This window comes from Leptolyngbya iicbica LK, from assembly GCF_004212215.1.
Classification (GTDB): domain Bacteria; phylum Cyanobacteriota; class Cyanobacteriia; order Phormidesmidales; family Phormidesmidaceae; genus Halomicronema; species Halomicronema iicbica.
The window spans coordinates 605,742-630,369 of sequence record NZ_QVFV01000002.1 but is presented as its reverse complement, the minus strand read 5'-3'; the positions used below and the strand labels follow the sequence as shown (position 1 = coordinate 630,369).

Below are 24,628 nucleotides of genomic sequence, written 5' to 3'. Positions count from 1 at the left end.
TGACGTCAATACGTCTTGACGTTTCTATTTTGAATAACTTTAATGGTGACAGATTCCCTTGTTTGGTGAAGACGCCCAGCCTGTCAGAAAGTTCTGGGTTCGGTTATCGGGAGCGATCGCCCATGAAGACTTTGAGTTGTTTGTCGCTCTCGGGAGGACAAGGGAAAACGTCGATCTCGCTCTTGTTGGGCCGACTGTTGGCCCAGCAGGGGCAGCGGGTGTTGATGGTGGATGCCGACCCGCAGGCGAATCTGACGTTTTATTTGGGCCATAACGTGCAGCCGGATGCCCCGACGTTGCTGGAAGTGTTGAAGCGTCAGGTGGAGACGGCGGCGGGCATTTATCCCCTGGCTTACGAAAACCTATATCTGCTGCCTGCCGATGAGGGACTGCATCAGGCCCAGGAATACTTGGCCACGAGCGGCATGGGAGCCTTGGCGTTGCGCTACAGCTTGGAGGCCGTGGGGGAACTGTTTGATGTTTGCCTAATTGATTCACCGCCCCAGCGCACTCAGATTTGTCTGTCAGTGGTGGGGGCATCGGACTGGGTGTTGATTCCGGCGGAGGCTTCGACCAAGGGAGTCAATTCGCTGCTGCGCAGCCTGGAGCTGTTGGAGGAGATGCGGCGCATCCGGGCGTTTACGGGGCAGGTGCTGGGAGTGCTGCCGTTTCGCGATAAGTGGTTTGGCCAATCGCAGGCGACGGATAGTCGAGAGGCGATCGCGGCGATGCAACAGGTCGCGGGAGAGATTCGGGTGCTGCCGTCAGTTTTGGAGAGTGAGCGCTACAAGCAAGCGATTCGGCAGGGGCGGTTATTGGCCGAGCTGGGATATGGGGAGTTGGAATTGCCGCTGCAGCAGGTGATTGAAATTTTGGGACAGGTGTAGGCTATGAATGAAGATGCTCTGGAAAGATTGATGCAGCGGCAGCGCCCGACAGTGCCGCCACGCTCTGACGGGCTGGAGGAAACGTCCCGTGTGAAGTCTCGTCAACCGGATGCAGAGGCAGCCATGACATCAAGATACAGTGACTCTGATGAGTCTGCAGGTGTTGACGTCAGTATGTCTATGGGTCAGGGTGAAGGGGGCGATCGGCCCCAGTTGGTGCGTACGACCACGCGGTTGGAAGAGGAGATTGATAAAGCGCTGCGGCATCTCTGCATGGATGAGAAGATCACCAAGGAGGTGTGGTTTGAAGCGGCGTATCAGTATCTGGCGGAGCAGCCGAAGGCGATGAAGGTGGTGAATGGTATCGCGAAGGAGCGGTATCAACGGCGGAAGCGGGCGGCGGATTTAAGGAAGTTGGAGACGATGCAGAAGCGGTTAAAGGGGTAGCTAATGTGAAACCTACATACCTTGCGAATTTAGCGCCTGCTATGCTCGTATGTTCCAAAGACAGGAAGTTTGATTACGCCAGAGCAGGGAGAGGTGTTTAGCCTATTGAGGCGCAGTTTGACATAAAGCCAACCCAATGAACTAAGCGAAAGGCTCAAGCTTATCGTTTAGGGAGTTGCCGATAGATAAGCCACCCGCCTAGGCAGGATTGATCGTAATGGCCCACTGGGGCAGTTCTGCCGAAGGATGCCAATCGACTTGAAAGGAGGCCAGTGTCTTCGCATCCACCTTAATGCCCTTTTCATAATAATCAGTGACATGGTGGACAACTGGTATACGGCCTTTCCAAGTCATGTTGCTCGCCCAATTCAGGGTCGTTGCGACGGAATCGAGAATCGCACCATTCCAGAACTGCTCAAGGGCTGCCCAACAGCGCTCAATGGGATTGTATTTACTGTGATAGGGCGGATAATAAATCAACTCCAGGCTCAATTGGCTCTGTCGAGCAAAGCTCACCAAGCGCTTGATAAACTGGGTGCGATTCGAGCGAGTCGCGCTCCCCCCATCTAGATTAATCGCGAGCGTGGTGATGTGCCGATAGTCGGCCCGGTGGTCTTGCCACCACTGGCTCAGGCAATCCACGATGAAATCAGAGGTTTCGGCGGACTCTCCCAAATAAAGGGTCAACTCGTCGGTTTGTAAGTTGAGAATCCCAAACGGCACTAGGACAGACTGCCATTCGGTGTCGTGGTCATCGGCTTTGGGCGCGTGCTGTCGCCGGTCCTTGCCCCCGCGTGAAAGATTCCCCACCTTGACTTTGGCTTTTGAATCAATGGAGAGTCGCAACACGTTCGCCGCCGCATCCGCCGCTGCATTAGCCGTTGCCACATGGTCGAAAATGGCGTCTGTTTGCGGAATTTTCTTCAACGGCTTGGTCTTGAGGGTTTACGAAGACGATAGCCCAGACGATTCAACACCTCGCCTATCGTTTGACGACAGGGTAGTTCCTCATCAACGTAGCCTTTCTCGGCGATTAACTGGTCACGGACGCCTTGGGCCGTGACTTTCAGGTAGCCAAACGGGGTCTGGAATTTCGGGTCGGCTTGGACATCCCCCTGAACCAACTCATCGATATCTTGCGCTAGATTTGGGAGCAAGGTCTCGACTTTTTTGCGCCCTCGGGCTTGGTAGTTATCCTCATAGTCAGTCCCGCTCTTTAAGCTATCGAGCCCTCGCTGGATGCTGACGCGATCCCAACCCAGAGCACGTTCTGTTTGGCGGGCTGACCCCTCAAAATAATCCAAGGCGACTTGGGCCGTAAATTCGCGTTTCTTCTGCCCCGTCAGTTTACGAGCCGCGTCTTTGAATGTCGCTTTGATTTGCTCTGTCAACATCAGCACCAGCACCACTCGTCGCTGATAGTCTAACCTAACTTTGGGGGACTTATTTCAACGCTACTCCCTTAGTTCATTCGGATTATTGGTGGCTACACCTACCAAACAGCGAACTTCTGGATTTGTGTCAGTAATAATGTCGCTTACACTCAAAATTCATGTCAAATTAATTGAATTCTGTATGTTCGGAGTGACAACATTCCTTTTCGTAAGATAAATTCGGGTTGAACACGCGATTACATGAGGATAGAGGCATTTGATCTCAGACGAAGATATGAGGCCGATTTCACCACAGCCTCCCTTGGGTAACCCATCAGCAGATCATGTTATGAACGGAATCCCCATTCCTAAAGAGATGCGTCTAGTGAACTCATCACCAGAAGAGTGGGAAGCTTTTATAGAGGAGTGGGCAAGTGCTGGGACAGTCGGATCTTATAAGCGTATTCGCCGTCATTCCGGCTCGGGTGACATGGGTATTGATGTGGCTGGCTATGTAGATGATGATGGACTATCTGGGGTATGGGACAACTTTCAATGTAAAAGATATGCCACTTCCTTATCTCCAAGTATGGTTTGGGTTGAATTTGGCAAAATAATTTACTACTCATTCAAAAATCAATATGCTCCTCCTAGACGATACTTCTTTGTCGCTCCTAAAGGGGTCGGAACCACTCTTTCAAAACTCATGGATAATCCTGCAGAATTGAAGGAAAGTATTAAAAATAATTGGGAAACTTATTGCCTTAATAAAATAACTACAACAGCAAATATTCCCCTGGAAGGTGATTTACTTGATTGGTTTGAGGATTTTGACTTTTCAATCTTCTCCTATAAAACTGCAGTGGAATTAATTAAGGAGCATGCAACAACTCCGTTTCACTCAGTAAGATTCGGCGGCGGACTGGACTTGCGCCCAGCCCCTGATACGCCACCAGAAACTCCTACTGAGAAAGAGAGCAGATACATCAGACAAATATTTGATGCTTATAGCGAGCATCTTAGTATAGATATAAATAGTGCTTCAGATATTTCATCCTCTCTAAAACCAGAGCTCAACAATCACATGTTGAGACAACGCGAACGTTTTTATAGTGCTGAATCGCTAAGAGTCTTTGCTCGTGATACTGTTCCACCAGGTACTTTCGATAGATTGCAAAGCGAGATTCTAGATGGTGTAATAGATATCTGCGAAGATACGCATCCAGACGGATTGACGCGAATGAATGAAGTTATAAGGGAATCAACACGTATAGCTTTAACAAGTAATCCGCTAGTTACAGTGACCGAGACCAAAGATAGGCAGGGGATCTGTCATCAATTGGCTAACGACGATAAGCTTATATGGGTACCTAGTGGCAAGGAGGTGTGATGGTGGTTTCACCATTCAATAGCCCTATGGAATCAGGGTTGCGAGCTCTTACAATTTTGGTAGAAGCATTTCCTATGTGTCTGGATTTGGAGTACCTTGTCTTTTTTGATTATCTGACAGTTCACTCCGGTGATATAGAAGGTGGTCCGGAAAGTCTCCATGCACCTCTTCCAATGCGTTCAGGAGAGTTGACCGTGAGACGTAAATTAATAGAACGGGGCCTCCTGTTGATGATGAGCCGTAATTTGGCTAGTCGTGTTGCATCTAATGAAGGATTTGCATACGTTGCGACAGATAGTGCAAGTGCTTTTCTTGAAATGCTCAGTTCGCAATATATCCTCAATCTTCGAGATCGTTCTAAATGGGTCGTTTCAACGTTTGGTAGCTTTACTCCAGACCAGATCTATGCCCAAGAACGGCAACTCTTTAGGAGCTGGACAAATCAATTTCAACCACTATCAGGCTCAACAAGCAGGTTCTCATGACCTGGCAACCGCTTCTAATCAAAGGCTTATCCTTCACTGGACCTGACAGACGTCCTGCAATACTAGAATTTACCTCAGGGTTGAATGTAATCTGGGGACCGTCCAATGTTGGAAAGTCTTTCACCTTAGAGGCTATAGATTTTCTTCTTGGATCTAGCAGGCCACTGAGAGACATACCACAGAGAAATGGTTATGACAGAGCAAGGTTAATTTTCGACGCACCAAATCAAGAGCTATTTACTCTTGAAAGAAGTACCAATGGAGGTGGGTTTAGAAAGTTTGAGGGAGCGATACTAGATTCTCAACCAGCACAAGTCGGAACAACTCTTGGGGCAAGGCACTCACCAGGGCGTACAGATAATCTCTCAGGCTATCTCTTATCTTTAATTGGCCTTCTTGACAAGTTGGTTCAAACAAATCGAAATCGAAATACAAGAAGTCTCAGCTTTCGTGATCTCGCTAACTTGGTATTGGTCAAGGAAACCGAAATACTCAAAGAATCCTCTCCGATATTGACAGGGCAGCACATGTTAAAAACTGTCGAATTTTCGGTCTTTAAACTATTACTGACTGGAGTTGACGATAGTGCGCAAGTTGCTGAAGAAGAAAGAATCATTGAACAAGATAATACAAGGCAAAACTATCTTGCAAAAATTGAATTAATGAATGAGTTTATCAGCAGCTTGCAATTCTCTCTAGAGGGGGTAGAGGCAAATCGAAGTGAGATCGAACAACGAATAGCGGAGCTCAATCAACACATTCAGACACAGGAGACAATGCTTGCTCAAGTAAGGGGAGAGCTTAATGAGCGACAAGCAAGACGCCGTCAAATATTGAATGAAATTCAGAGACTTTCAAATCGAATTGATGAGATCGACTCACAATTGTCACGTTTTGAACTGCTTCAAAATAACTATCAGGTAGACATAGAGCGTCTCACATCGATAGAAGAGTCTGGCTCTTTCTTCGTACATTTAGAGCCAACACCTTGTCCTTTGTGTGGCACACCTCCAAATGAACAACACCAAAATGAATCATGTGATGGCAATGTAGAACAGATTGTACACGCTGCTAGAGCGGAAATTGCTAAGATACAGAGGTTATCAACGGAACTTGAACAAACTGTATCCGAGCTCACGCTTGAACTCTTCGATTTGCAGCAACAGCGAGAACAAATTCGTCCAAGTTTACAAGAACTAAATGGTGAGATAGAGACGATAACTGCACCAATAGGTAACGTTGAGTTTAGCTTAAGTAACCTTGTCCCTCAGATAAATGAGCAAAATCAAATACTCGAAAAACTAGATCGTTTGAATCTATACAGAGAAAAGAAACAGACTCTTCTAAGAGAAATTCCTGTAGAGTCTCCCCGGCAAACTCCTGTAGAAACGACACCGATTGATTTATCGACAACGTTTCTTGATGATTATGCTCAGCATGTTTTAAATCTGTTGCAAAGTTGGAACTTTCCAGAAGCCGACAGAGCTCATTTTGATACGTCAGAAAAAGACTTAGTGATCAATGGGCAGCTTCGCTCTAGCAATGGAAAAGGAGTTAGAGCAGTTACTCATGCGGCGATGAGTATTGGCCTTATGGAATTTTGTCAGCAAAGAAACTTACCACATCCGGGATTTGTCGTTCTTGATTCTCCTTTACTAGCTTATAAATCTCCCGATGAATCAGAGGATGCAGACTTATCAGAAGAAGATATTGCCTTAGCAGAATCCGATGTGAAGCCTCGCTTTTATGATTACTTGTCGCGTAATCTCCAAGATAGCCAAGTAGTAATACTGGAAAACACTCCTCCTCCTCAAGGCCTGGAAGCGAGAAGCAATGTTATACATTTCACCAAACGTGAAGACTTTGGTAGATACGGGTTCTTCCCCATTTCAAGATAAAGCGGCTTTGTTAAACAAATTTATTAAGCCAAGCTAGAGCCCGAACTGACAGCCCCATCTTGTTGGAGAGCACCTGTTCCCTCAGCAGAAAGCCATCAGTGAACGCTTTGGTAGTCACTGTTTGCAGGCGTTGGTTCTTCGTGTTTTGCAGTTCTCTGATAAACGACTTCCACAGCATTTTCCCCCGGCCAATCAGCTTTTCGATCAGGTCCTGAGATCCCTCAGAGCCGCTTTGTACCGTGTAGGTGACGTGGAGCCTGAGAAACTTGGGTTTCCTTGGCCCCTGTTGAGTGAGTTGCCGAATGCGGGCGCGATCTGGGCATAGTCAAGGGCTGGGAGCCTTCTGTTAGTGATGCTTCGGCGTCTCAATTAATTTTACGAGGCTTCCTCAGCCGCCAAAATCTGCTCCACCATCAACGCCAACTCCGGAAACGTCAGACACGGCACCGTCTCCCCCGCCATATATTCCGCCTTCCGATAAACCCCATCCGCCAGCGTCAGCACAATCACCTTCTTCCCCTTCCCCCGCTGACAATACTTCGCTGGAATCTGCCCCCGGTAGTCCACAATCCAGAACTCCGGCACCTGTAGCGCCTCGTACTCCTCCTGCTTCTCTACCAGGTCAGTACTCCAGTTGCCAGAAGCAATTTCCACAATCATCCGAGGCACGCTGCGAATCCCCGGTTGTCGATCCTCCCGACGGGTTTCAGGCCGATCAATCACAGCCACATCAGGGCGTCGGCCCCTGGTATTGTCAATCATCAACGCATTCCGCTTTCGCACTGAGTATCGCAGCCGCATGCGCCGATACTGCAGTTCAAACATAAACGAGAGGAACTCTAAAATCTCTTCATGCCAATCATCCGGCTCCGGCATGAGCACCAGCCTCCCATCAACTAGCTCAAATTCATTGAGTTCATTGCCATCCTCAACGTCAATGAACGCTTCAAACGTCAGGTCTCGCGTAATAGCCGGAATCACCATGGCACTTTTGACCAGTCCGTAGTGGTGTCAGCCTCAGCCAGCCTCAGCCAGACTGAACACCTGATTACATAAAGGGACATCAGTTTGCTGTCATTCTAATCCATCCCTTCTAGCCCATAATTGTCGCAGCTCATTACAAGGTGGTGCTTACTAGATTGATGGACGGGTAGACACTTTCCACAAACTCTCCAGATATGAAAACTGTCTATTGGTCTACTGCTTCTCTAAAAACCACAGCCATTAACACTTTCAGCAGAAATCATCCTATCTTGCGCTGCTCCAGACCAAGCGATCGCGTCACCCGTTACATCCGATGCAGAAACTATTAAAGGGAAATCAAGATTGGCACGAAGGTGAGTTACATAAACCTTGTCAGCTACTCGAACACCATAAAGTTTTGGTGTGATCGCAACCAAGTTAATTTGGCAAGGCGCTCGTCACTTACTTGGGTCTTTCCCTTGCGCGACATCACCGAGATACCGTTGCACAAAGGTCTGGGCGGCATCAGGGTTAAGTGTGCGCAGAGCATTGGTGATTTCAACCAGCGTTTCGGCTGAAGGGTCGCGGAGCTCATGCACCCATCGGTAGACGGTACCGCGTTCCGTGCCCAGAGTGGTCGCGAGACCGTTTTGGCTAATCCCGTACTCTTCCAGCACCTGTTTTAAGACTTTCCCAGCTTTTCCCATGCCTCTGATCGTGTCAGAGGTTTTTAACGGGGTAAATGTGTGCCACTCGGCATACATTTAGATTACACTTGCTTGTAAGCCAGCTGGCGCACACGAGGTCAAGAAATCACCGTCAATTTTTTGCGGGGGCTCGAAAGATGACAAGACGTAAGGATGCTGCCGTCACCCAGGTTCAGTTGCCTCAAGAAAATGGGCGCGAAAAGGTGCGCATCATGGTGCTAGGTTCACCTGAGGGCGTAGAGAGTATTGTGAAATCGCTCCACAAACTGCGATTTGCTGAGATGAAGGAGTGGTCAAATCCATTGCCGACTGGTCGTGGCGGTGAGGTGATGCGGATTTTGACCAAAATCGTTCGACAAGACTTCTCTTAAAACCATTGCTAAACAGCTCAAAGTAGATGTGCTGATACAACGCCTTTAACGCCGGAATCGTCTCCCACCAGTTTTTTGGATACGGATCAACCTGGTCAGCTATTTCCCCAACCGGATATGCTGCACAGCCTCACCCTTCATACACTTCACCCAACTGTAGACAGTTTGCTCAACTGTAGACTGCAGTAGACGGGGGTGTCTACAGGCTCAATTCCTTTCTGAGCAAGCGTTTCAGTCCTAACTGTAGACATGTAGACACTTTCCCAAATTGCCAGATTTCTAAACCCTGTCTACTTGTCTACAGTTTGCTTGAAAGCTATAGATAGCAATCATTTCAGCGGTAGACGGGGGTGTCTACACTTCCCGCGAACTGTCTACAGCCTCTACAGTCGTTCTCCACCGCAGCCGTTGCCCCTCACCGCTGGTCTCGCCATAGCCCATTGCTTCCAGTTCACGAAAATGGGAGCGGATGATATCAGAGCTGGCCTTCCGCAGACTGCGCTCAAAATTTCGCACATCCCGCGCGGTTAACCAACCCCTGACCCGCGAGAGTTGAATCAGCTTCGTGTAAATCGGCTCCCATACTCCCCAGGCGGTTTCCCCTTCGGCGTACAGCAACTTCACCTGCCCCATAAACCACCGCACCAGTTTGATCGCCGATCGCACCGACTCCACCGACACCGCTTCATCAGGTTGCCGCCGCTCCACCGCTGCATTCAGGCAGTGCAAAATGAGTGCCAGCCGTCCGGTATAGCCTTGCATCTTGGCATACACCGCCTGCAATCCCTGGTGAGTTTCAGTGATGCGCAGCTGATCCAACTGGTCATACCAATCCGCAAACGCTCTTTTGGCTTCCGGTGACAGCCGGTAGCAACGAGGTGGAAATCCCGCCAATCGCTGATAGATTCCGTAAAGCTGCTCCGACAGGTCATCTGGCTGAGTCTGCCGAGGGAAGGGGGCAGGCTTCAGTGGCAATAGACACCACAGAAACCGAGCCCATTGCCCACTGGCATCGGAGAAATCTCCCATCATCTCGCGCAGGATGTCCGGTTGAATCGTGCCCGTAATGCTGAGGCTGGTGCGCGGCAGGCTGATGCGCACCCCACTCGCTCGGTCCACCTTCAGCCCAGAACCATCAAACGCGGTCAGCAGCGACTCCTTGTCATGGCCCCGACCATTCCGGTACTGGTTCTGACCCTTAAACAGGGCCGCTAGTTCATCCGGCGTAACCAGAATGCCCCGGTCGGGTTGCTGAGATTGAATCCGCGCCAGGGCCTCTCGCGTGGCATCAGCGGTGTGATACTCCCGTGGTGACGGCTTTCGGGGACGCGGACCCCGATCTTCAGGCTTAGTCAAATCCCACTCTCGCAACGCGACCTCATACGCAGCAATTTCATGGTCATAGTCCTGATCGGCTTCTGCCTGCAAGCGCAGCAGCGGCCCCAAAATCTGTCGCTGAATCGGACTCTTCTTCGTGCCCGAGGGGGCTACCAACCCTGTGAACAGAATTGGCGGCGCGTAAAAGCCCATGCCTGCATCAATTTCTAGTTCCGTACCGATGGGCAACAGCGAAGCGGCAACGGGGAGTAGCGTCACCAACATCGCCGCTGGGGTTGCCCCAATCCAGCTAGAAATGCGTTCTAAAGAATGCGCCAATTCGGCAGGCAGAAAATCACCCAAAACCAGTTGATAGTCGCCAATCTTCAGCAGCGTGTGAATTTCAGCAATGCGATCGCCCCGCTCTTCTTGCTGCTCCAGGTCCGCCTGCAACGGTTTAACCAAACTCCAGAGGTCTTTGACGGTCAACTGGGTTTCCCGATGCCACTGCAAAACACGGGCTGATAGTTCCAACTCAGAGGGAGCCGCTGCCAGGTAATGACGAATCTGGTCTTGCAGTCCAGCCACATCTAGCGTTTTGGGAACCGCTTGAACTGTTGTCAGTTCCCGCTTTGCTCCAACCGCCGCTCGAATCTGCTCAGCCGTTGCGCCCTCCACTATCCAATCCGCAATGTCAAGCCCGCCATGCTTAGGCAGGTTTTGCCAGCGCAGACTCTCCGGGTAGGGATAGCACCACTGAGCGTCCGGAAAATCCTGGGCAATCTCTTCCATGTGAGCCATGCCGACCTGGTCGCGATCCGGGCACAACACCAGATAAGCTCCCTCCAAGTCATGGGCATAGTCGCCATAACTGCGATACTTCTTAGAGCCACCCAGCGTTGTCGTTGCCGGAATACCAATATTCCACAACGCATCCGCGCAGCCTTCTCCCTCCACCATCCAAATGGATTGGCCTGCGGCAATTGCCCGTCTCACTTCCGCATAGCGATAAATTGGCACCTGCTTTCGAACTGCTGGCGTCAGCCCCTTCACCCACCGTTGCCCATCCCAGTGGTACTGAACAAAGAACTTAGTGCCACTCCCGCGATCCACCCGCGTCACCTTCACTAGGGGCTGGCCCTGCCGCGTCGGATAAAAGAAGTCCTGCCGCTGCTGGGGACGAGCAGGCTTCTCTGACTGGGCTGATGCCCAGAAATACTGCCCCCACAGACCATCAGCGGTTGCCCTGCGATAGACATAGCCCTCAACATTCGCATCCTGGTCGATATGGCTATGACAGAAGACCACCTCCTCATTCCAGCGGCAGTCTGGGTCCTTGGTGCGATCGCAAATCGGACAAGGGCGAGATCGCCCCGAGTAAACATACTGTGTCATTGTCAGCTCCTGATTCCAGAAGCTGGGTCATCAATCTCAAGCTGCTAATTCTTAGTAAAGCTATGACCAAAGCTGCATCTTTTTTATAGACATTCTCAGCAACTTTGCTATAGTTGAAAACACCAGTTTTACTAGCAGGGAGATCTCTGAAGCGGTTCTGGCAAACCTCTTCAAATTGTTGATTGACCCAGCTAAAAAGACAAAAAGCAAAAGCGATGCACCCTGGCGATCTAATGTTTAGGGTGTATTTTTTTACTCTCCTGGTTTAGCTAGCTTTTTCAGAAGAGGGTTCAATCTATTGATGAATTCTCAAGAAGTTTTTGTCCGTTTTACAACCTTAAGTTCGCTTTGAAGAGACTCGCTGAGATGATTTCTTTTGGTTGCTTAACAAACTGGACTGGTAGATGTGAATAGCCCTTTGGTGAGCAATGGGGTCATGACGATTGTGTAGCCAATCTTGAATCAGCTCTAGGTTGTAGCGGATGCAGCGGCTATTAACTCGAACCCAGTGAATGCCCTCGACCAGCAGTCCCTGCAAGCGATAACGTTTTAGAGTCGAGTCGCTGAGCTTGAGATATTGAATGGCTTCCTGTTTGCTGACAAATTGGGGCATGGCTTACCTTTCCTCGTTTGTACCGCTGGGGCCAAATCTCATGGGGAGACAGGCCAAGTTTGCTGGCAATAACCTGCTCGATTCGGCGCGATCGCTGTCGGGTCAAAGCATGGGACACTGCCGAGGGACCGATGTTGAGTTCTTCGGCGATGCTAGCTAGAGTCCATCCCTGCTTCCGCAGAGCTGCTTTAATGTCTTCTACATGCATAGAATTCAAGCTCCATCACGATATCGATGAGGCTAGCAATTTATAAATTGCATGTCAAGAACTATAATTTGCAACTGTGGTCAACGAACGAGTGACAAATGACTAACCCAACCTCTGAGGGGAAACAGGCGGATGTCGAAAGCGCTGAAACGTTTCCGGTACGATTAAAGCAAGCTCTTGGGGATCAAAGTATTCGCGGGTTTGCCCGCGAATGCGGGTTCTCGGACACAGTGCTACGGCAGTATCTGAATGGACAAAGCGAACCAACCCGACCCGCTCTACTCGCTATAGCTCGCACGGCCAATGTCAACCTGGAGTGGCTGGCGGCTGGTTCAGCGACAATAAAAGAGTCGACGATATCGCTAGCCGAAAAGTATACCTACAAAAATCCACTAGCTTTTGAGACTGATTGGCTTCAAAAACAGTTCCCCGACTCGTTTGACAACTTGCTCCTAACTCAGATGCCAGACGACAGTATGGAACCGACTTTACATATGGGAGATTTGGTTCTGATCGATACGAGAGATCGCGATCTTGCCACTGTCAATCACGGTATTTATTTGGTGAAGCTGGGCGATCGTATTTTGGTGAAACGTCTGCAATATGTCGCAGGCAAGATCCTGAGAGTTTTAAGTGATCATTCTGCCTATGAGACTTTTGCAATTGGATTGCCTGATGAATCCAATGAATTAAGCCTGATGGGGAAGATTGTTTGGAGTGGTCAGAAACTCTAAATCCAACATTTCTGAAAGAAGTCAGCCCACAGAAATCACCCGAGGAGTTTGGCTTTGCCTCAGTAGCTAACACTTCCAGTCACAAATTTGTTGAAGTGCTTGTTTAGCATCTGCCTCCGTCACTAGCGGCAGGCGATTCTGGATATACGCTTCCGAAATCCCAGTTTGGTTCGCAAACTCATCTTCAATGCCGTCCAACAACTGAGGATGGGCATAGGTCACTTGCCAATCGCGGTCCCAAAAGATGCGGTCAGCTAACTCATCAATACAGCTTTCCCATTCCAGCGAGTCTTCACATTCCACCTCAATGGGTAGAATGTCGTCCTCATCGTCAAACTCGGCTTCTAAAACCTTGAGCATTCCCAGGGCGTTCAGGGTTTCCCACATCAGTCTTCGCCAGTAAAACGGATCGCTATCCTCCTCAATACAGTCAGCGAAGGCGATTTCATCCTCTACCCGTTGGGTCAACCAAACGAAAGGGTAATGGGCTGCCGCTTCGAGCACATTGGTAAGGGGTGGCACCGGCACCTCGGGCTTGAGTAACGCCTCCAGGCACCGATGCCACAACACCACCCGCTGCTCAAAACTGGCGCTGTCGAAGATGCGGTCTCCAGTGATAACCTCTACATCGTCGAATTCAGCCGCTTCCTGGCTGCACTCAACCGCCGCCTGGAGAATGTGCAGGTAAAACTTAGCCTCTGCCCCCTCCAGCACGCGCTTGCCCAAATGGGTGTTCCAGGTCATGACGGATAGCGCTCCTCGGCAACCACCAACCCCTAAAAGAACGTGGGCACCTCAATCTGACTAATGAGGCCAGCATAGTGCTCCAACAGAATTTTAGGGTCATGGCCGGTCAGCTTGGCCACCTCAATCACCGACATCCCCTTCGCTAACATGTGGCTAATGAACGTGTGCCGGGTGTTGTACTGGGTGCGATACAGCCCGTTTTCTTGAGTCATGCCGCACTTCTTCAAAATGCTCTGCCAGGCCCGATTTAGGAAGTTGGTCGCATCAATCGGTTTACCCTTCGGGCTGGGAAAGACCAGGGTATCGGGCTTATAGTCTTCAGGGCGAATGGTTAACAACAGGTTCTGTAGGTCATCGTTACACGGGAAAAACCGAGCCCGATTCGTTTTGGTGGCCTTTCGCAAGCGAGCCGTGCCGGTGCCCTTACGCACCAGGGTTTCGTTAAACGTGATTCCGGTAAAGTCGCGACGGATATGCTTCCACTGGAGGCCGATGGCCTCACTGGTTCTACAGCCCGTCATAAATAAGAACCGCACATAGTTGGTGTAATGAGTGTAGTAGCGATCGTTGCGAAAGGTATCGATGATCTGCTTAATTTCCGCTTCGCTGAAGGGAGGAACTTTAAGCGGTGGCACCAGGTGGCACATCTCCGTCAACCCGGTAAACGGATTTTCCCAGCCTGCCTCCACCAGCTTATTCTGCTGCACCCAGTTGCCAAAATCATTCAGGATGATCACCTGTTTCTTAATGGTGGCGGGAGAAGCACTCTGCAGCATGAAAGTGACGAACTCTTGGGCTTCACGGCGGCCAATAATCTTGCGCCCGAAATTATGCACCTTTTTGGGAATCGGGTTGTACATACCCACGATGGTGAAGGGGTTGTCTAGCCGCTGCCCCTTATCTTCCACAAACTCATCCCAGTGCTGCTTAAAAACGTCGGTATAAGTCTGAGTTTTCTGAGACCCAGTCGCAACCATCGGAAGTGGATCTTCAGGCTTGTATTTCTGCAAAGTGGGATCAAAGTTACCACTGAGCATGTCCAATTCAATCTGCTGGGCTTTTTGCGCCGCGACTTTGCGATTAATGATGCTGTCCGGCAACCCGACTGACAAACAATAGCGCTTGCTCCGATAGCTCCATCTCAAGCGTAAGCGTTCGGCGTAAGCTTCAATCTTGACTTGTCCTTTGGCCATAATTCGGAAGGTGGGTAAAGTACATCGCCTGCATCCTCACTGTTAGTCACGGTTAACCCTGACCCACTCCATCCGCTTTTCGTGCCCGGTGTTTTATACCAATTTCGTACCAGTTTTTACACCCAAACTGGCCCAAAGTGACCTAACCTCTCCACCATTCTCCTGGAAATCAATCAACACCTTGATGGCTGAAGCTGTTTCCTGGATGGCGTTTGAGGCTGTAATGCTTGAAAGCGGGTGAACGGACTCGAACCGTCGACATTCAGCTTGGGAAGCTGACGTTCTACCACTGAACTACACCCGCAGTGAACCTATATTATACGGCTATTTTCCCATCGGAGTTTTATCAGGTTCTAACGCTTTGTAAACGGGTTCGGCGGCGTCGGGGCCTTTGAGACGGCGGAAGAGACGCCCGATCGCCCCCTGGAACTGGTCAATATAGGTGAAGAACACGGGCACCACCACCAGCGTCAGCAGCGTAGACGTGGTGAAGCCGCCAATGACCGCGATCGCCATCGGGCTGCGGGTTTCTCCGGCGGCTCCGAGCTCCAGCGCAATGGGCACCATCCCGGCCATGGTGGAAATGGAGGTCATGAGGATGGGGCGCAGGCGCGTGGTGCCCGCTTCCATAACGGACTGCTTCCGGGTCTTGCCTTGCTGTTTGGCGATGAGGGCGTAGTCCACAAGCAGAATAGCGTTTTTGGTGACGAGGCCCATGAGCAGCACGATACCGATGAGGGCAAAGAGGCCCAGAGGTTTTTGGGCAATGAGCAAGCCCATGAGGGCGCCACCGATGGATAGGGGCAGCGCCGCCATCACCGCAAAGGGATAGAGGAAGTTGTTGTACAGCAGCACCAGCACCGCGTAAATCATTAGGACGGCGGTGCCGAGGGCCAGGAGGAAACGGCTGAAGATTTCCGCCATAATTTCGGCGTCACCGGCGGGCTGTTGCTGCACATCGGCGGGCAGGTTATTGAGGGCCGGGAGGTCGTTAACGAGGGCGAGTCCCTGACCGAGGGTGATGCCCTGGAGGTTGCCGCCAATAGTGACCTGACGGGCGCGATCGAAGCGATCGATTTGGGCCGGGCCGCTACCAAAGGCGATGTCGGCGACAGCGATGAGGGGCACCAGGTTGCCATTCTGGCCGGGCACTTTGAGCTGGCGGAGGGTATCGAGTTGGTCGCGCTCAGCGGGGTCGAGCTGTACCCGAATGGGGATTTGCCGATCGCCCAATGTAAATTCCGCCAGGTTCGATTCGGTATCGCCCAGGGTGGCGAGAAAGGCAGTGTTGGCGATCGCCTGGACCGACACGCCCAAGTCTGCCGCTCGCAAGGGATCCGGAGTAATCAGGATTTCCGGTTTCACCAGGCTCGCGCTAGAGGTCACTTCCACCAGTCCGGGGATTTCTCGCATTTGTCGGGTGAGCGCGTTGGACGATTCCAGCAGCGTGCTGGGGTTATCTCCCTTGAGAATGATGGTCAGGTCTTTGCTCTCACCGCCTGCGCCCTGACTCTGGAAGCTTACCCGGGCTCCGGGAATCGTTTGGAAAAGTTGGCGGGCCTCTTGCTCAAAGTCAGCCTGGGAAGCGGCGCGTTCGTTCTGCGGCTTGAGATTGACGAACATCGACGCCGTATTAACGCCCTCAGTCCCTTCTGAGGACAGCACCGTGGCAACGGCCTCATGCTGCAACAGTTCGGTAGTCAAGCGTTCGGTGACTTGGTGAGTATTGCGTAGGGTGGAGCCGGGGGGCAGTTCGACATTGATGGTTGACAGCCCAGTGTCGCCGGATTCAAACAGGCTGGTGGGAATGTAGGGCACCAGCATCAGGCTGCCAATAAAGAACATCACAGCGAGGACGATGGTCAGCAGACGGTGGCGTAAGCCTGCCCTGAGCAATGTTTGATAAGGGTGAAAGCGGCGATCAGGCTTGCCGTAACCATTCAGTTGACCGTTCCCATTGCCATTGCCATTGCCATTGCCATTGCCATTGCCATTGCCATTGCCATTGCCGTTGGTGCTAGATGCAGGCTGGACGGTCGCCGGTTTTGACTTGAGTAGGTAAGCAGCCATCATCGGCGTCATCAAGCGGGCTACCAGGGTTGAGAACATGGTGGCTGTGGCGACTGTAACGCCAAAGGGCTTGAAGAACTGGCCGGGAATACCGCCCATGAAAGCAACGGGAATGAACACCGCGACGATGGTGGCGGTCGTTGTGACCACGGCGAGGCCCACTTCTGAAGTGGAGTCTAGTGCCGCCTGGAACGGCGGCTTACCCATGCGGATGTGACGCTCGACGTTTTCGATTTCCACGATCGCGTCATCCACTAAATTGCCTACGGCAAGGGTCAGGCCCAGCAATGACATGCTGTTGAGGGTGTAGCCCAGCCAGTCGAGCACGATAAAGGTGGGAATGATGGATAGGGGCAGAGCAGCTGCCGTAATGAGGGTGGCGCGCCAGTCGCGTAAAAAGACACCCACCACTACGACCGCGAGAATGCAGCCAATGATCAACGCATCAATGGAGGCGCGATAAGAATCCCGAATTTCCGTGGCGCGGGTAAAGATGAGCTGAAACTCGATGTCTTCGGGCAAAGTGGCTTCTAACTCCGCAATCTGCGCGGTTACCCCTTCCTCGACGGCAACCAGAACGCTGCCAGTACTGCGTAACACCGAGAAAGAGACCACTCCCTGATTATCTAAATACGCGGCCTGACGGGTTTCGGCGTAGCCTTGCTCAACGGTGCCCAAACTATTGAGGGGCACCGCGGTGCCGTTGGGCAGTTGAATCTGATAATTGGCGAGGGCTTCGACCGTGGGGGCGCTGCCCAGCGTGCGGAGGCCCTGCTCTTGCTGGCCCAAGGTGGCACGACCGCTGGGCAGGTTGATATTGAGGGCACGAATCTGATCGTTGACTTGGGTGGCGGTAATGCCCAGGGCGTCCAACTGTTTGGGGTTCAGATCGACCCGAATTTCTGGATCGACGCCGCCGATGCGATCAACTTGGGCGACGCCGGATACGGAGAGCAAGCTGCGGCTGATCTCCTGATCCACCAGTTCGCTCAGTTCTTCCACCGATCGCTGATCAGAGGTCACCGCATACGTCAAAATCGGGCCACCTTCAAAGTTCAGTCGCCGCACGATGGGGTCTTGGGCGGCGGCGGGTAGGTCGGAACGAATGCGGGCGATCGCGTCCCGCACGTCATTGGTGGCGCGATCGGTATCCACCCCCAGGTCAAAGCTGATCACGGTTTGGGAACTGCCGTCGGTAATGGTTGATCGCAGTTCGTCAATGTTGCCCAGCCCCGCGACGGCATCTTCTACTTTTTTGGTGACCTGGGTTTCCAGTTCTTCGGGACCCGCCCCGGTCTGGTTCACCGTAACGATGACCGCTGGAAAGTCGATATTGGGGTTAAGGTCAACGCCGAGTTTTCCGAACGAAACTAAGCCCGCCAGGGTGAGCACCAGGAACAGCACCAGAGTGGGAATGGGACGTCGGATCGACCAGCCGGAAACGTTGAAAGACATAGAGGAGTGGATAGGTGGTTGGGTGGTTGGGTGATTGGGGAGCAGGGTGATTGGGGCGAATTTACGCGACGTAGGGGCGAGGCATTTTGTGGAGAGCGTTTTCCATCAATCCAAATTGTGACAACCAAAATGCCTCGCCCCCACAAGATCTGTTGGGACAATTCGATCGCGCTATTCCGCGACGGTGACGGTATCGCCGTCTTGCACGTAACTGGCTCCAGCGACGATCACCTGTTCGCCAGAGTCCAGCCCCTGAAGGATTTCCACGCGATCGCCCTCTTCACCAGTGCCAGGAACTCGCGCACCAATTTCGACAGTGCGGGCTACGGCGGTTTGGTCTGGTCCCAGCAAATATACGCGCACGGAGCCATCTGGTTGGGGCAACAGCGCCTCCGCTGGGATTGTCAGACCCGATCGCTGCCCCGACTGAATGGCAGCGGTGAGGAACATGCCAGACCGGAGGCGTTCGCTCTCCGGCAAGCGAATCACCACCTGAGCCGTGCGCGTTTGCGGATCGACCAAAGGCTGAATTTCTTGCACCGTCCCTTCGACGCGGATATTCGGATCTGTGCTCGAAGTCACCCTGACCGGAGCCCCCACGGACACCTGAGTCAATTGGGCCTGCGGCACCTCGGCGAACAGCTCTAACTGGTTGCCTTGAATCAGGGAGACGACTTCGGTTGCAGTAGACGAGACATCGCCAACACTGGCTGGACGCTCAGCCACGATGCCCGCTAACGGCGCAACGACGGTAGTCCGAGTCAGTTCAGTTTGTAAGCGGCTGATTTCTGATTGTTGACTGCGAATATTGGCTTCAGCACTGGTGACATTGGCTTGGGCAACGCCGACGGCTGCCCGTGCGGTGACGGCCTGCGTCGCGCGACGGTCAGCTTCTTCGCTACTAACGGCTCCCTGGGCGGCCAAAGATTGGTAACGCTGACGGTTGGTTTCGGCTTCTGCAAATTGGGCTCGAGCCTGAGCCAGGTTAGCCTGTTGTTGCTGCAGTTGAGCTTGCGCGACTTCTAGCTGGGCTTGGGCGCGCTGAATATCGGTGCGCAGGTTTGTGTCATCTAAGATCACTAGGGGTTGCCCTGCGGCAACGCGATCGCCCTCATTTACCAATACCTGCTGAATCTGCAAGCCACTGAGCTGCGGGGTCACGGCTAATAAATCGGCGGGATTAACGGTGCCTGTGACGGTCAATTGTTCGGCGACTTGTCCCACCTGCACCGGCGCGACAGTTACCGTCTGGGCGCTGACCGAGCTGGTCGCCTCGGCAGGGGTGGAGGGTTCAACCGGACCGGAATCGCTAGCCAGAAAACGTGACCCGATGAGGGCGATCGCCACGCCAAGGCCAACCCCCAGCAATACCTTGCCGTAACCCTTCGACGACTTGCCAACCCCTTTCAGCAACGAGGTTTCCATACTGTCTGACGCAACCAACTCAGAATCTTGCAATGATGTCACAGCCCAAAATGCACCCCAAAAGTGCCCTTACAACCAATCACTCGTTAAGAAGTGTAAATTCATTATGGCTTAAGATTTGCCTGATCATCGTGAGCCCTGCTGGCCGATTGTTGCAGCAGGTTCCTCAGCCATATCAGCGATCGCTCGCGTTTCAGCTGCCGAGCATCACCTCACCAACGGCAAATTCCATACAAACTGACGATGGAGTGGAAAAAAGGTGCCAGATAACGCCCTGTATGTCGAGTTTTTAGCTGAGTGAATGCTGCTGCTGTAGGTGACCTGTGCTTACACGAGAGTTGGCCCCTGACTGTCAGGCTGCGCCCATGGCCTCCAGCAATAAAGCAATAAAAAAGGAAGGAGCGCAAAACTCCTTCCTGAAAAGACTTTGTCAATGGCGTGGGCACAGTAGCGTATTAACTATGCAACCACGTTCTCATCTTTGACGGCTTCAGCTGCTTCAAAGGAGCTTTCGAGCCGCATGATTTGCTTCTCTTTTAAAGTCAGCGAAGCGCTATCGAGCAGATTGGCAATGAGCGCATCAAAGGAGTAAAGCCCTGCGCCGTTGACCAAAAAGTAGAAGAAAGAAGCCGCGTAAATGGCTGAGAGTTCTAGATAAGGCAAGCTCAGACCAGCAACGGAAATGTGGTGATACATGGCGACGCACATGGTGCCGAACAGGCCCAAAGATGCAAACCGAGTAAAGAGGCCCATCGCAACTAACGGAGCCGCAATGACTTCGGTGTATGCGGCGACGTAGCTCAAAAAGATGGGAAAAGGCAGACCCAGGTATTCGACATAGGCCCGAGCAAAGCTTTCGATATCAGCGAGCTTGTCAAAGCCGTTGTGAACCATCATCACGCCTAAGGTCACTCTCAGAATCGCCAAGGTTGTCTGAGAAAGCGTATTGGCAGAAATATTGGGCCTGAAAAGCTTGGCAGCAGTGGATGTGAGTTGCATAGGATTCAATAGGTGGGATTAAAAAACTCCGGCGGTATATTTATAACTTAACAAAGTTATTTAAGAAGTGTAAATCACGACAATAGAAAATTCTCATCTTTGTGCTGCGTCTTTGCTCGCGCAGTGTGAACGGACTGCTGGTGTGGCTCTGTTGGTCGGGTCGGCGACGGCGGGCTCAAGTGCTCAGGAGGTAATGCCCTCGGCGTTGAGGCGATCGCGGATGGAAACGCCAGCCCCAATTTGCTCATCTAAAAAGGCGGAGAGGGTACGAATGGCCTGTAGCGCGGCGGCTAAATTCTGCGGTCTTCGGCGTTGTCCAATATCCAGGTAGAACTGTATGAGGCGATCGCTCCAGACTCGTTCCTCTGGTTGCTGAAGTCGCTCACAAAATTCGCGATAGGTCATCAATCGTTGTTGGCTGGCAAGATACACATCATTGCCGAGGCTGGGCTGAATCACGTAAAAGATGCCCAGATCTTGTAAAAATGCCTGACTGACCTGAAACATCAGGGTCATTAACTCCGTGTCACCTTCACGCGACAACCGCAAATAGGGCAAATGCTCTCGCACCTGTTTAAGCGCCCAAAATAGGCAGGCCGTGATGTAACAGGTTGAGGCTAAGTACGCACCGGCCTGGTTAAACCAGATGGCATCTTGCTGGGAGATGGCGGCTGGTGCTGGAACGCTGAGGAGGGGCGAAGGGCGATCGCTCAGCGCCAATTCTGTCTCAATCAGTTGCAACCGCACATAGGTTTCTTCGAGCCAGAGCCGCAGCGGATTTAGGTATTGCAGATTGATGGCATGGCGCTGAGCGGCAGCCTCTTCGCGTTGTTGACTCCAGCGACTGGGCACTGGGGTGTTAAGAGGTAATTGATTAAAACCCTGGCAGAGTCAAGAGTTCAGGAGTTGAGAGTGGGGGTTCACCATACCCTATGGCCATCGCGGGTGTCGTCTGGTTACCGAGACTCCAGTGCGGCCGCAGCCAGTTATGGATCAGACATTGGACATTCAATGCTCGCTGCAGTCCCTCACCGCGTTTAGCATAGAGAATTTGGCGTCTTCGATAAGCACGGGCCCGGCGTCTTAAGGCGCTGTTTTGCGCCTCATTGTGGTTGGCATGCACGTCATGAGTGGGACTGACCGCGGTGAAGGGGAGGCGCTTTTGAGCCAAACGACGCGGCGTTGTCCTTGGGAACCTTTGATTTTTATCGCTACTTCTAGCCCCTGTCGTCAAACTTTCCGTCCATTCTAGCTGTCACCCTTTAGAGAACCAGTGCCCCCTACACTTTTAGCCAAACTTGGCAGGCTTCCTTCACTTTAGCTTCAGTAACTGCACACCCTCTACGTTGGCGAGTTCCTCTAATTCTTTATTCATCGGCAGTTGCATAGTAGTCTCTCCATCTAAGATTAGTACAACATCTTCTCCAGTTATCAACATCCGGTTATCGTCATCAAGACGATATACTCTCCCATTTGTATGTGCATAGACATAGAAGGGCAAAGAGTATCTCAAGTGACGAGGCAAAGTAGAAAAATCTATATATACATCCGATACATTTGATAGTTTCGGTGCGAGAGTTTGAACTGCATGAATCTGCTCAAACTCATTTGTTTTCATGACAAGTTCTCCCGCAGAAGATGCCGACTTTATAAGAGCTGCAGAAAAAATTATGAGAATAGCAGCCTTAAGATATTGATTACTATTGTAATAGTATGCGTTAGTTATGTTCAAAGCTAGAAACAATGCAATTCCCGGCATAATGGGTATCGTATACCAAGAAAGCTTTGTCTGAGCTATACACAAAAGAACAAGAGGAACAAATACCCATAGGGTTACGAAGAGCATAATCGCTTCCCGTCTCCACAATCTCCGAGTAGAATAGATTATGCTAAAAGCAAGGAAAAAAGCCCAAGGCTTTCCAAATTGCCTTAACAAAACCGGAAAATAGAAGTACCAAGGTCCTCCATGCGAGTCGATTGAATCGGTTACTCTACCTGTAAAACGCGAAAATACTCCTTGAGCAAAACCATCAACGTAGAACAGGCATAGAGTAAACCATATCCCTATTAATGCCAATCCGGCAAGAAGTCCCCAAGCAGACCATTTATTAAGAAAACATTTTCGGGCGCTATTTTGACAGAAGGAGAAGGTGAAAGCCATCAGAATAAAAGGTACAACCAAGATGCTCTTCAACATAAAAGCACATGCCATTAAGATGAAGTACCAAAAGAAATAGTGATTCTTTTTACTATCGCTATAGCCTGAGTAAAAGAAACACGTTGCTAAGGTTGTAAAAAACGTGAAGATGACATCAAAATCACCTGATCTCGTAGCATGAAAGCCTAAGTAACCATGTGTTGTCAGAAGAACTAATGAGCCAAGAGCACCGGTTGCTACACTGCTAATGGATGAGCCAAATAAGAACACTACCATCACAGTTCCTGTGGCAGCAACAACTGACCAAAACCTTACGGCAAATTCGTTTATACCAAATAGTTTAATGCTTGATGCAATTAGCCACACCCCCAGCGGAGGTTTGTCATACATTGTAGTGTCAGGGGAGCCAAACAAATGGGGAAATAGCCAGTTGCCATGGTTTGCAGCTTCAATAGCATGAATTGCATATCTGGCTTCATCCCAGCTATTTAAATGAGATTCTCCTAGTCGATACCATAAAAACGTAGTAACTAAGAGCAGCAAAGTCCCTACCAAGGTTTTCTTTATTTTCAAGTGATTTTTCCTCATTTTATTTATAGGCAACTATATTGATTTCTGGGAAAAGCTTTTGGCTCTAATTTTTAGCGCGACACTTCGATGTGTGCGAAGTAAATTTAAATAACTGACATCAATGTATATTTCTGTATGAACATAAACTCAAAAATAGAATTATTGAAACCGTGCAGTGAAATCTTCACTACTCCTTCAATAAAGTACGTGTTACCTGGTGGTGCAGAAAACTTTTGGGAATCTCATGCCGGGAATTTCACCGTTTTGTAAAACTCGATTCGAGCGTTTAAGTGCCTGCGTTTGCGCTTCGAGGCACGAGCGATCTCGCTCTTGTGGAGCCAACAATCCGAGGCAAAGGGCACTGGGATGTTAAGAGGTAATTGATTGAAACCCTGGCAGAGTCAAGAGTTCAGGAGTTGAGAGTGGGGGTTCACCATACCCTATGGCCATCGCGGGTGTCGTCTGGTTACCGAGACTCCAGTGNNNAGGGGAGGCGCTTTTGAGCCAAACGACGCGGCGTTGTCCTTGGGAACCTTTGATTTTTATCGCTACTTCTAGCCCCTGTCGCCAAACTTTCCGTCGCCGATAGGCAGGTGTAGTTTCGCCCCTTTTGAGAAACATACTCGCCAGTGACCCTAAAGCGTTACCATAGCGCCGCTCACCTAAGTCTGCGGCACGCTACGCGAACGGCGAACCATCGAATGAACTGGGCGGGTGCTGACCACTGCCAAGGCTGTGCGGTGCCTGTGTCAAAGAGTTGCTCGTTTTTTTTGACCGGCGTGGGCGGCCACCCAGTAGCGGCTCTGACGTTCGATAAAGTGCATCGTCCACCCTTCCGACTCACTGGGGGGGAAGGTTCTCGCCGACGCGAGTGTAAACTTCATCGCCTTCCAGAGTGACGGCCGCTGTTGCTGGGGCCGATGGAGACCAGGGAGTCACTTGGTCAGACAACCGCGTTTCCCATCGGGTAATCGTGCGATGGGACTTGCCAAAGGCGCGGCCCGTGGCCCGCAGCCCCAAGCCTTCTGTGCGGACATTCAAGGCTGAAGACACGAGTGAAACTGGCGTCCTCAGTCGCGCCATAGGCGTATTCGTCCGTTCGTTAAACCGTTTGCCACACTGACGACACAGATATCGTTGCCGAGGGAGGGCTTTCAATACGGCAGTGCCGTTTTTCACGGTTCGTTCACTCTGCCAGTGCGGGCATCTCATAGGCTAGAACT

The 24,628-nt window shown here is 51.2% G+C and carries 21 protein-coding genes, 1 tRNA gene and 2 pseudogenes; 7 read left to right on the top strand and 17 right to left on the bottom strand.

The window, feature by feature from the left end:
• The first annotated feature begins 122 nt into the window (after window positions 1–122).
• Window positions 123–887 carry a ParA family protein gene (locus DYY88_RS09810; protein WP_039728199.1) on the top strand — a complete coding sequence of 255 codons (765 nt, stop codon included), beginning with the start codon at window positions 123–125 and terminating at the stop codon, window positions 885–887.
• Window positions 888–890: 3 nt separating this feature from the next.
• Window positions 891–1,334: a carboxysome distribution maintenance protein McdB gene (locus DYY88_RS09805; RefSeq protein ID WP_039728201.1), complete on the top strand. Its 444-nt coding sequence runs from the start codon at window positions 891–893 to the stop codon at window positions 1,332–1,334.
• A gap of 198 nt (window positions 1,335–1,532) precedes the next feature.
• On the opposite strand, the gene DYY88_RS09800 is transcribed toward DYY88_RS09805, so the two are convergent.
• Window positions 1,533–2,261 (bottom strand): ISAzo13-like element transposase-related protein, encoded by a 729-nt coding sequence (locus tag DYY88_RS09800; RefSeq protein ID WP_072041346.1) that lies wholly within the window; start codon window positions 2,259–2,261, stop codon window positions 1,533–1,535.
• Window positions 2,258–2,728: a transposase gene (locus tag DYY88_RS09795; RefSeq protein WP_084607253.1), complete on the bottom strand. Its 471-nt coding sequence runs from the start codon at window positions 2,726–2,728 to the stop codon at window positions 2,258–2,260. The genes DYY88_RS09800 and DYY88_RS09795 overlap by 4 nt, the downstream gene beginning before the upstream one ends.
• A gap of 328 nt (window positions 2,729–3,056) precedes the next feature.
• On the opposite strand from DYY88_RS09795, the gene DYY88_RS09790 reads away from it, so the two are divergent.
• Genes DYY88_RS09790 through DYY88_RS09780 form a run of 3 tightly spaced genes read left to right on the top strand, consistent with a single transcriptional unit; the run spans window position 3,057 to window position 6,480 of the window.
• On the top strand, window positions 3,057–4,097 hold the full coding sequence (locus tag DYY88_RS09790) for an ABC-three component system protein (protein WP_201279048.1): 1,041 nt from the start codon (window positions 3,057–3,059) through the stop codon (window positions 4,095–4,097).
• Window positions 4,097–4,582 (top strand): ABC-three component system middle component 2, encoded by a 486-nt coding sequence (locus tag DYY88_RS09785; RefSeq protein WP_072041347.1) that lies wholly within the window; start codon window positions 4,097–4,099, stop codon window positions 4,580–4,582. Before DYY88_RS09790 ends, DYY88_RS09785 begins: the two co-directional genes overlap by 1 nt.
• Window positions 4,579–6,480, top strand: a complete 1,902-nt coding sequence (locus DYY88_RS09780; RefSeq protein ID WP_039728204.1) for an AAA family ATPase — start codon at window positions 4,579–4,581, stop codon at window positions 6,478–6,480. The genes DYY88_RS09785 and DYY88_RS09780 overlap by 4 nt, the downstream gene beginning before the upstream one ends.
• A gap of 375 nt (window positions 6,481–6,855) precedes the next feature.
• Here DYY88_RS09780 and DYY88_RS09775 read toward each other — a convergent pair whose 3' ends face one another.
• Both DYY88_RS09775 and DYY88_RS09770 read right to left on the bottom strand, forming a co-directional pair.
• A complete protein-coding gene (locus tag DYY88_RS09775) occupies window positions 6,856–7,464 on the bottom strand; it encodes a Uma2 family endonuclease (RefSeq protein WP_039728206.1) in 609 nt (202 codons plus the stop codon).
• 437 nt (window positions 7,465–7,901) lie between these two features.
• A complete protein-coding gene (locus DYY88_RS09770) occupies window positions 7,902–8,150 on the bottom strand; it encodes a helix-turn-helix domain-containing protein (protein ID WP_039728207.1) in 249 nt (82 codons plus the stop codon).
• A 137-nt stretch (window positions 8,151–8,287) separates the two neighbouring features.
• Here DYY88_RS09770 and DYY88_RS09765 point away from each other — a divergent pair, with 137 nt between their 5' ends.
• Complete coding sequence (locus DYY88_RS09765) at window positions 8,288–8,521, top strand: hypothetical protein (protein ID WP_039728210.1); 234 nt, start codon at window positions 8,288–8,290, stop codon at window positions 8,519–8,521.
• A gap of 354 nt (window positions 8,522–8,875) precedes the next feature.
• Here DYY88_RS09765 and DYY88_RS09760 read toward each other — a convergent pair whose 3' ends face one another.
• The 3 genes from DYY88_RS09760 to DYY88_RS25065 all read right to left on the bottom strand — a co-directional run bounded on the left by DYY88_RS09760 (window position 8,876) and on the right by DYY88_RS25065 (window position 12,054).
• Window positions 8,876–11,233, bottom strand: a complete 2,358-nt coding sequence (locus DYY88_RS09760) for a DUF3987 domain-containing protein (protein ID WP_130199383.1) — start codon at window positions 11,231–11,233, stop codon at window positions 8,876–8,878.
• A 337-nt stretch (window positions 11,234–11,570) separates the two neighbouring features.
• Window positions 11,571–11,846 carry a helix-turn-helix transcriptional regulator gene (locus tag DYY88_RS09755; RefSeq protein ID WP_039728213.1) on the bottom strand — a complete coding sequence of 92 codons (276 nt, stop codon included), beginning with the start codon at window positions 11,844–11,846 and terminating at the stop codon, window positions 11,571–11,573.
• Window positions 11,728–12,054: a helix-turn-helix domain-containing protein gene (locus DYY88_RS25065; RefSeq protein WP_072041348.1), complete on the bottom strand. Its 327-nt coding sequence runs from the start codon at window positions 12,052–12,054 to the stop codon at window positions 11,728–11,730. Before DYY88_RS25065 ends, DYY88_RS09755 begins: the two co-directional genes overlap by 119 nt.
• A gap of 98 nt (window positions 12,055–12,152) precedes the next feature.
• On the opposite strand from DYY88_RS25065, the gene DYY88_RS09745 reads away from it, so the two are divergent.
• Window positions 12,153–12,788 carry a LexA family transcriptional regulator gene (locus DYY88_RS09745; RefSeq protein WP_039728215.1) on the top strand — a complete coding sequence of 212 codons (636 nt, stop codon included), beginning with the start codon at window positions 12,153–12,155 and terminating at the stop codon, window positions 12,786–12,788.
• 66 nt (window positions 12,789–12,854) lie between these two features.
• Here DYY88_RS09745 and DYY88_RS09740 read toward each other — a convergent pair whose 3' ends face one another.
• The 10 genes and pseudogenes from DYY88_RS09740 to DYY88_RS09700 all read right to left on the bottom strand — a co-directional run bounded on the left by DYY88_RS09740 (window position 12,855) and on the right by DYY88_RS09700 (window position 24,617).
• Window positions 12,855–13,532 (bottom strand): hypothetical protein, encoded by a 678-nt coding sequence (locus DYY88_RS09740; RefSeq protein ID WP_039728217.1) that lies wholly within the window; start codon window positions 13,530–13,532, stop codon window positions 12,855–12,857.
• 32 nt (window positions 13,533–13,564) lie between these two features.
• A complete protein-coding gene (locus tag DYY88_RS09735) occupies window positions 13,565–14,728 on the bottom strand; it encodes a site-specific integrase (protein ID WP_039728219.1) in 1,164 nt (387 codons plus the stop codon).
• Between the two features lie 232 nt (window positions 14,729–14,960).
• Window positions 14,961–15,032: transfer RNA gene (locus DYY88_RS09730), tRNA-Gly, on the bottom strand.
• Between the two features lie 20 nt (window positions 15,033–15,052).
• Window positions 15,053–18,253, bottom strand: coding sequence for an efflux RND transporter permease subunit (locus tag DYY88_RS09725; protein WP_039728222.1), 3,201 nt, complete (start codon window positions 18,251–18,253; stop codon window positions 15,053–15,055).
• Between the two features lie 171 nt (window positions 18,254–18,424).
• Window positions 18,425–19,678, bottom strand: a complete 1,254-nt coding sequence (locus DYY88_RS09720) for an efflux RND transporter periplasmic adaptor subunit (protein ID WP_052288551.1) — start codon at window positions 19,676–19,678, stop codon at window positions 18,425–18,427.
• 459 nt (window positions 19,679–20,137) lie between these two features.
• Window positions 20,138–20,677 (bottom strand): DoxX family protein, encoded by a 540-nt coding sequence (locus DYY88_RS09715; protein ID WP_039728225.1) that lies wholly within the window; start codon window positions 20,675–20,677, stop codon window positions 20,138–20,140.
• 183 nt (window positions 20,678–20,860) lie between these two features.
• Complete coding sequence (locus DYY88_RS09710; RefSeq protein ID WP_039728227.1) at window positions 20,861–21,529, bottom strand: hypothetical protein; 669 nt, start codon at window positions 21,527–21,529, stop codon at window positions 20,861–20,863.
• A 22-nt stretch (window positions 21,530–21,551) separates the two neighbouring features.
• A pseudogene (locus DYY88_RS24670) lies at window positions 21,552–21,907 on the bottom strand (IS1 family transposase); the annotation flags it as partial.
• 82 nt (window positions 21,908–21,989) lie between these two features.
• Window positions 21,990–23,408, bottom strand: coding sequence for an ArnT family glycosyltransferase (locus DYY88_RS09705; RefSeq protein WP_160299585.1), 1,419 nt, complete (start codon window positions 23,406–23,408; stop codon window positions 21,990–21,992).
• Window positions 23,409–23,774: 366 nt separating this feature from the next.
• Window positions 23,775–24,617, bottom strand: a pseudogene (locus DYY88_RS09700) (transposase).
• Between the last annotated feature and the right edge of the window lie 11 nt (window positions 24,618–24,628).

Excerpts from the sequence above, each read along its gene's own strand:
- DYY88_RS09745 (WP_039728215.1), top strand. The coding sequence starts at position 12,153 with ATGACTAACCCAACCTCTGAGGGGAAACAGGCGGATGTCGAAAGCGCT.
- DYY88_RS09810 (WP_039728199.1), top strand. The coding sequence starts at position 123 with ATGAAGACTTTGAGTTGTTTGTCGCTCTCGGGAGGACAAGGGAAAACG.
- DYY88_RS25065 (WP_072041348.1), bottom strand. The coding sequence starts at position 12,054 with ATGCATGTAGAAGACATTAAAGCAGCTCTGCGGAAGCAGGGATGGACT.
- DYY88_RS09740 (WP_039728217.1), bottom strand. The coding sequence starts at position 13,532 with ATGACCTGGAACACCCATTTGGGCAAGCGCGTGCTGGAGGGGGCAGAG.
- DYY88_RS09765 (WP_039728210.1), top strand. The coding sequence starts at position 8,288 with ATGACAAGACGTAAGGATGCTGCCGTCACCCAGGTTCAGTTGCCTCAA.
- DYY88_RS09785 (WP_072041347.1), top strand. The coding sequence starts at position 4,097 with ATGGTGGTTTCACCATTCAATAGCCCTATGGAATCAGGGTTGCGAGCT.
- DYY88_RS09780 (WP_039728204.1), top strand. The coding sequence starts at position 4,579 with ATGACCTGGCAACCGCTTCTAATCAAAGGCTTATCCTTCACTGGACCT.
- DYY88_RS09755 (WP_039728213.1), bottom strand. The coding sequence starts at position 11,846 with ATGCCCCAATTTGTCAGCAAACAGGAAGCCATTCAATATCTCAAGCTC.
- DYY88_RS09715 (WP_039728225.1), bottom strand. The coding sequence starts at position 20,677 with ATGCAACTCACATCCACTGCTGCCAAGCTTTTCAGGCCCAATATTTCT.
- DYY88_RS09775 (WP_039728206.1), bottom strand. The coding sequence starts at position 7,464 with ATGGTGATTCCGGCTATTACGCGAGACCTGACGTTTGAAGCGTTCATT.
- DYY88_RS09720 (WP_052288551.1), bottom strand. The coding sequence starts at position 19,678 with ATGGAAACCTCGTTGCTGAAAGGGGTTGGCAAGTCGTCGAAGGGTTAC.
- DYY88_RS09790 (WP_201279048.1), top strand. The coding sequence starts at position 3,057 with ATGAACGGAATCCCCATTCCTAAAGAGATGCGTCTAGTGAACTCATCA.
- DYY88_RS09770 (WP_039728207.1), bottom strand. The coding sequence starts at position 8,150 with ATGGGAAAAGCTGGGAAAGTCTTAAAACAGGTGCTGGAAGAGTACGGG.
- DYY88_RS09760 (WP_130199383.1), bottom strand. The coding sequence starts at position 11,233 with ATGACACAGTATGTTTACTCGGGGCGATCTCGCCCTTGTCCGATTTGC.
- DYY88_RS09805 (WP_039728201.1), top strand. The coding sequence starts at position 891 with ATGAATGAAGATGCTCTGGAAAGATTGATGCAGCGGCAGCGCCCGACA.
- DYY88_RS09795 (WP_084607253.1), bottom strand. The coding sequence starts at position 2,728 with ATGTTGACAGAGCAAATCAAAGCGACATTCAAAGACGCGGCTCGTAAA.
- DYY88_RS09725 (WP_039728222.1), bottom strand. The coding sequence starts at position 18,253 with ATGTCTTTCAACGTTTCCGGCTGGTCGATCCGACGTCCCATTCCCACT.
- DYY88_RS09735 (WP_039728219.1), bottom strand. The coding sequence starts at position 14,728 with ATGGCCAAAGGACAAGTCAAGATTGAAGCTTACGCCGAACGCTTACGC.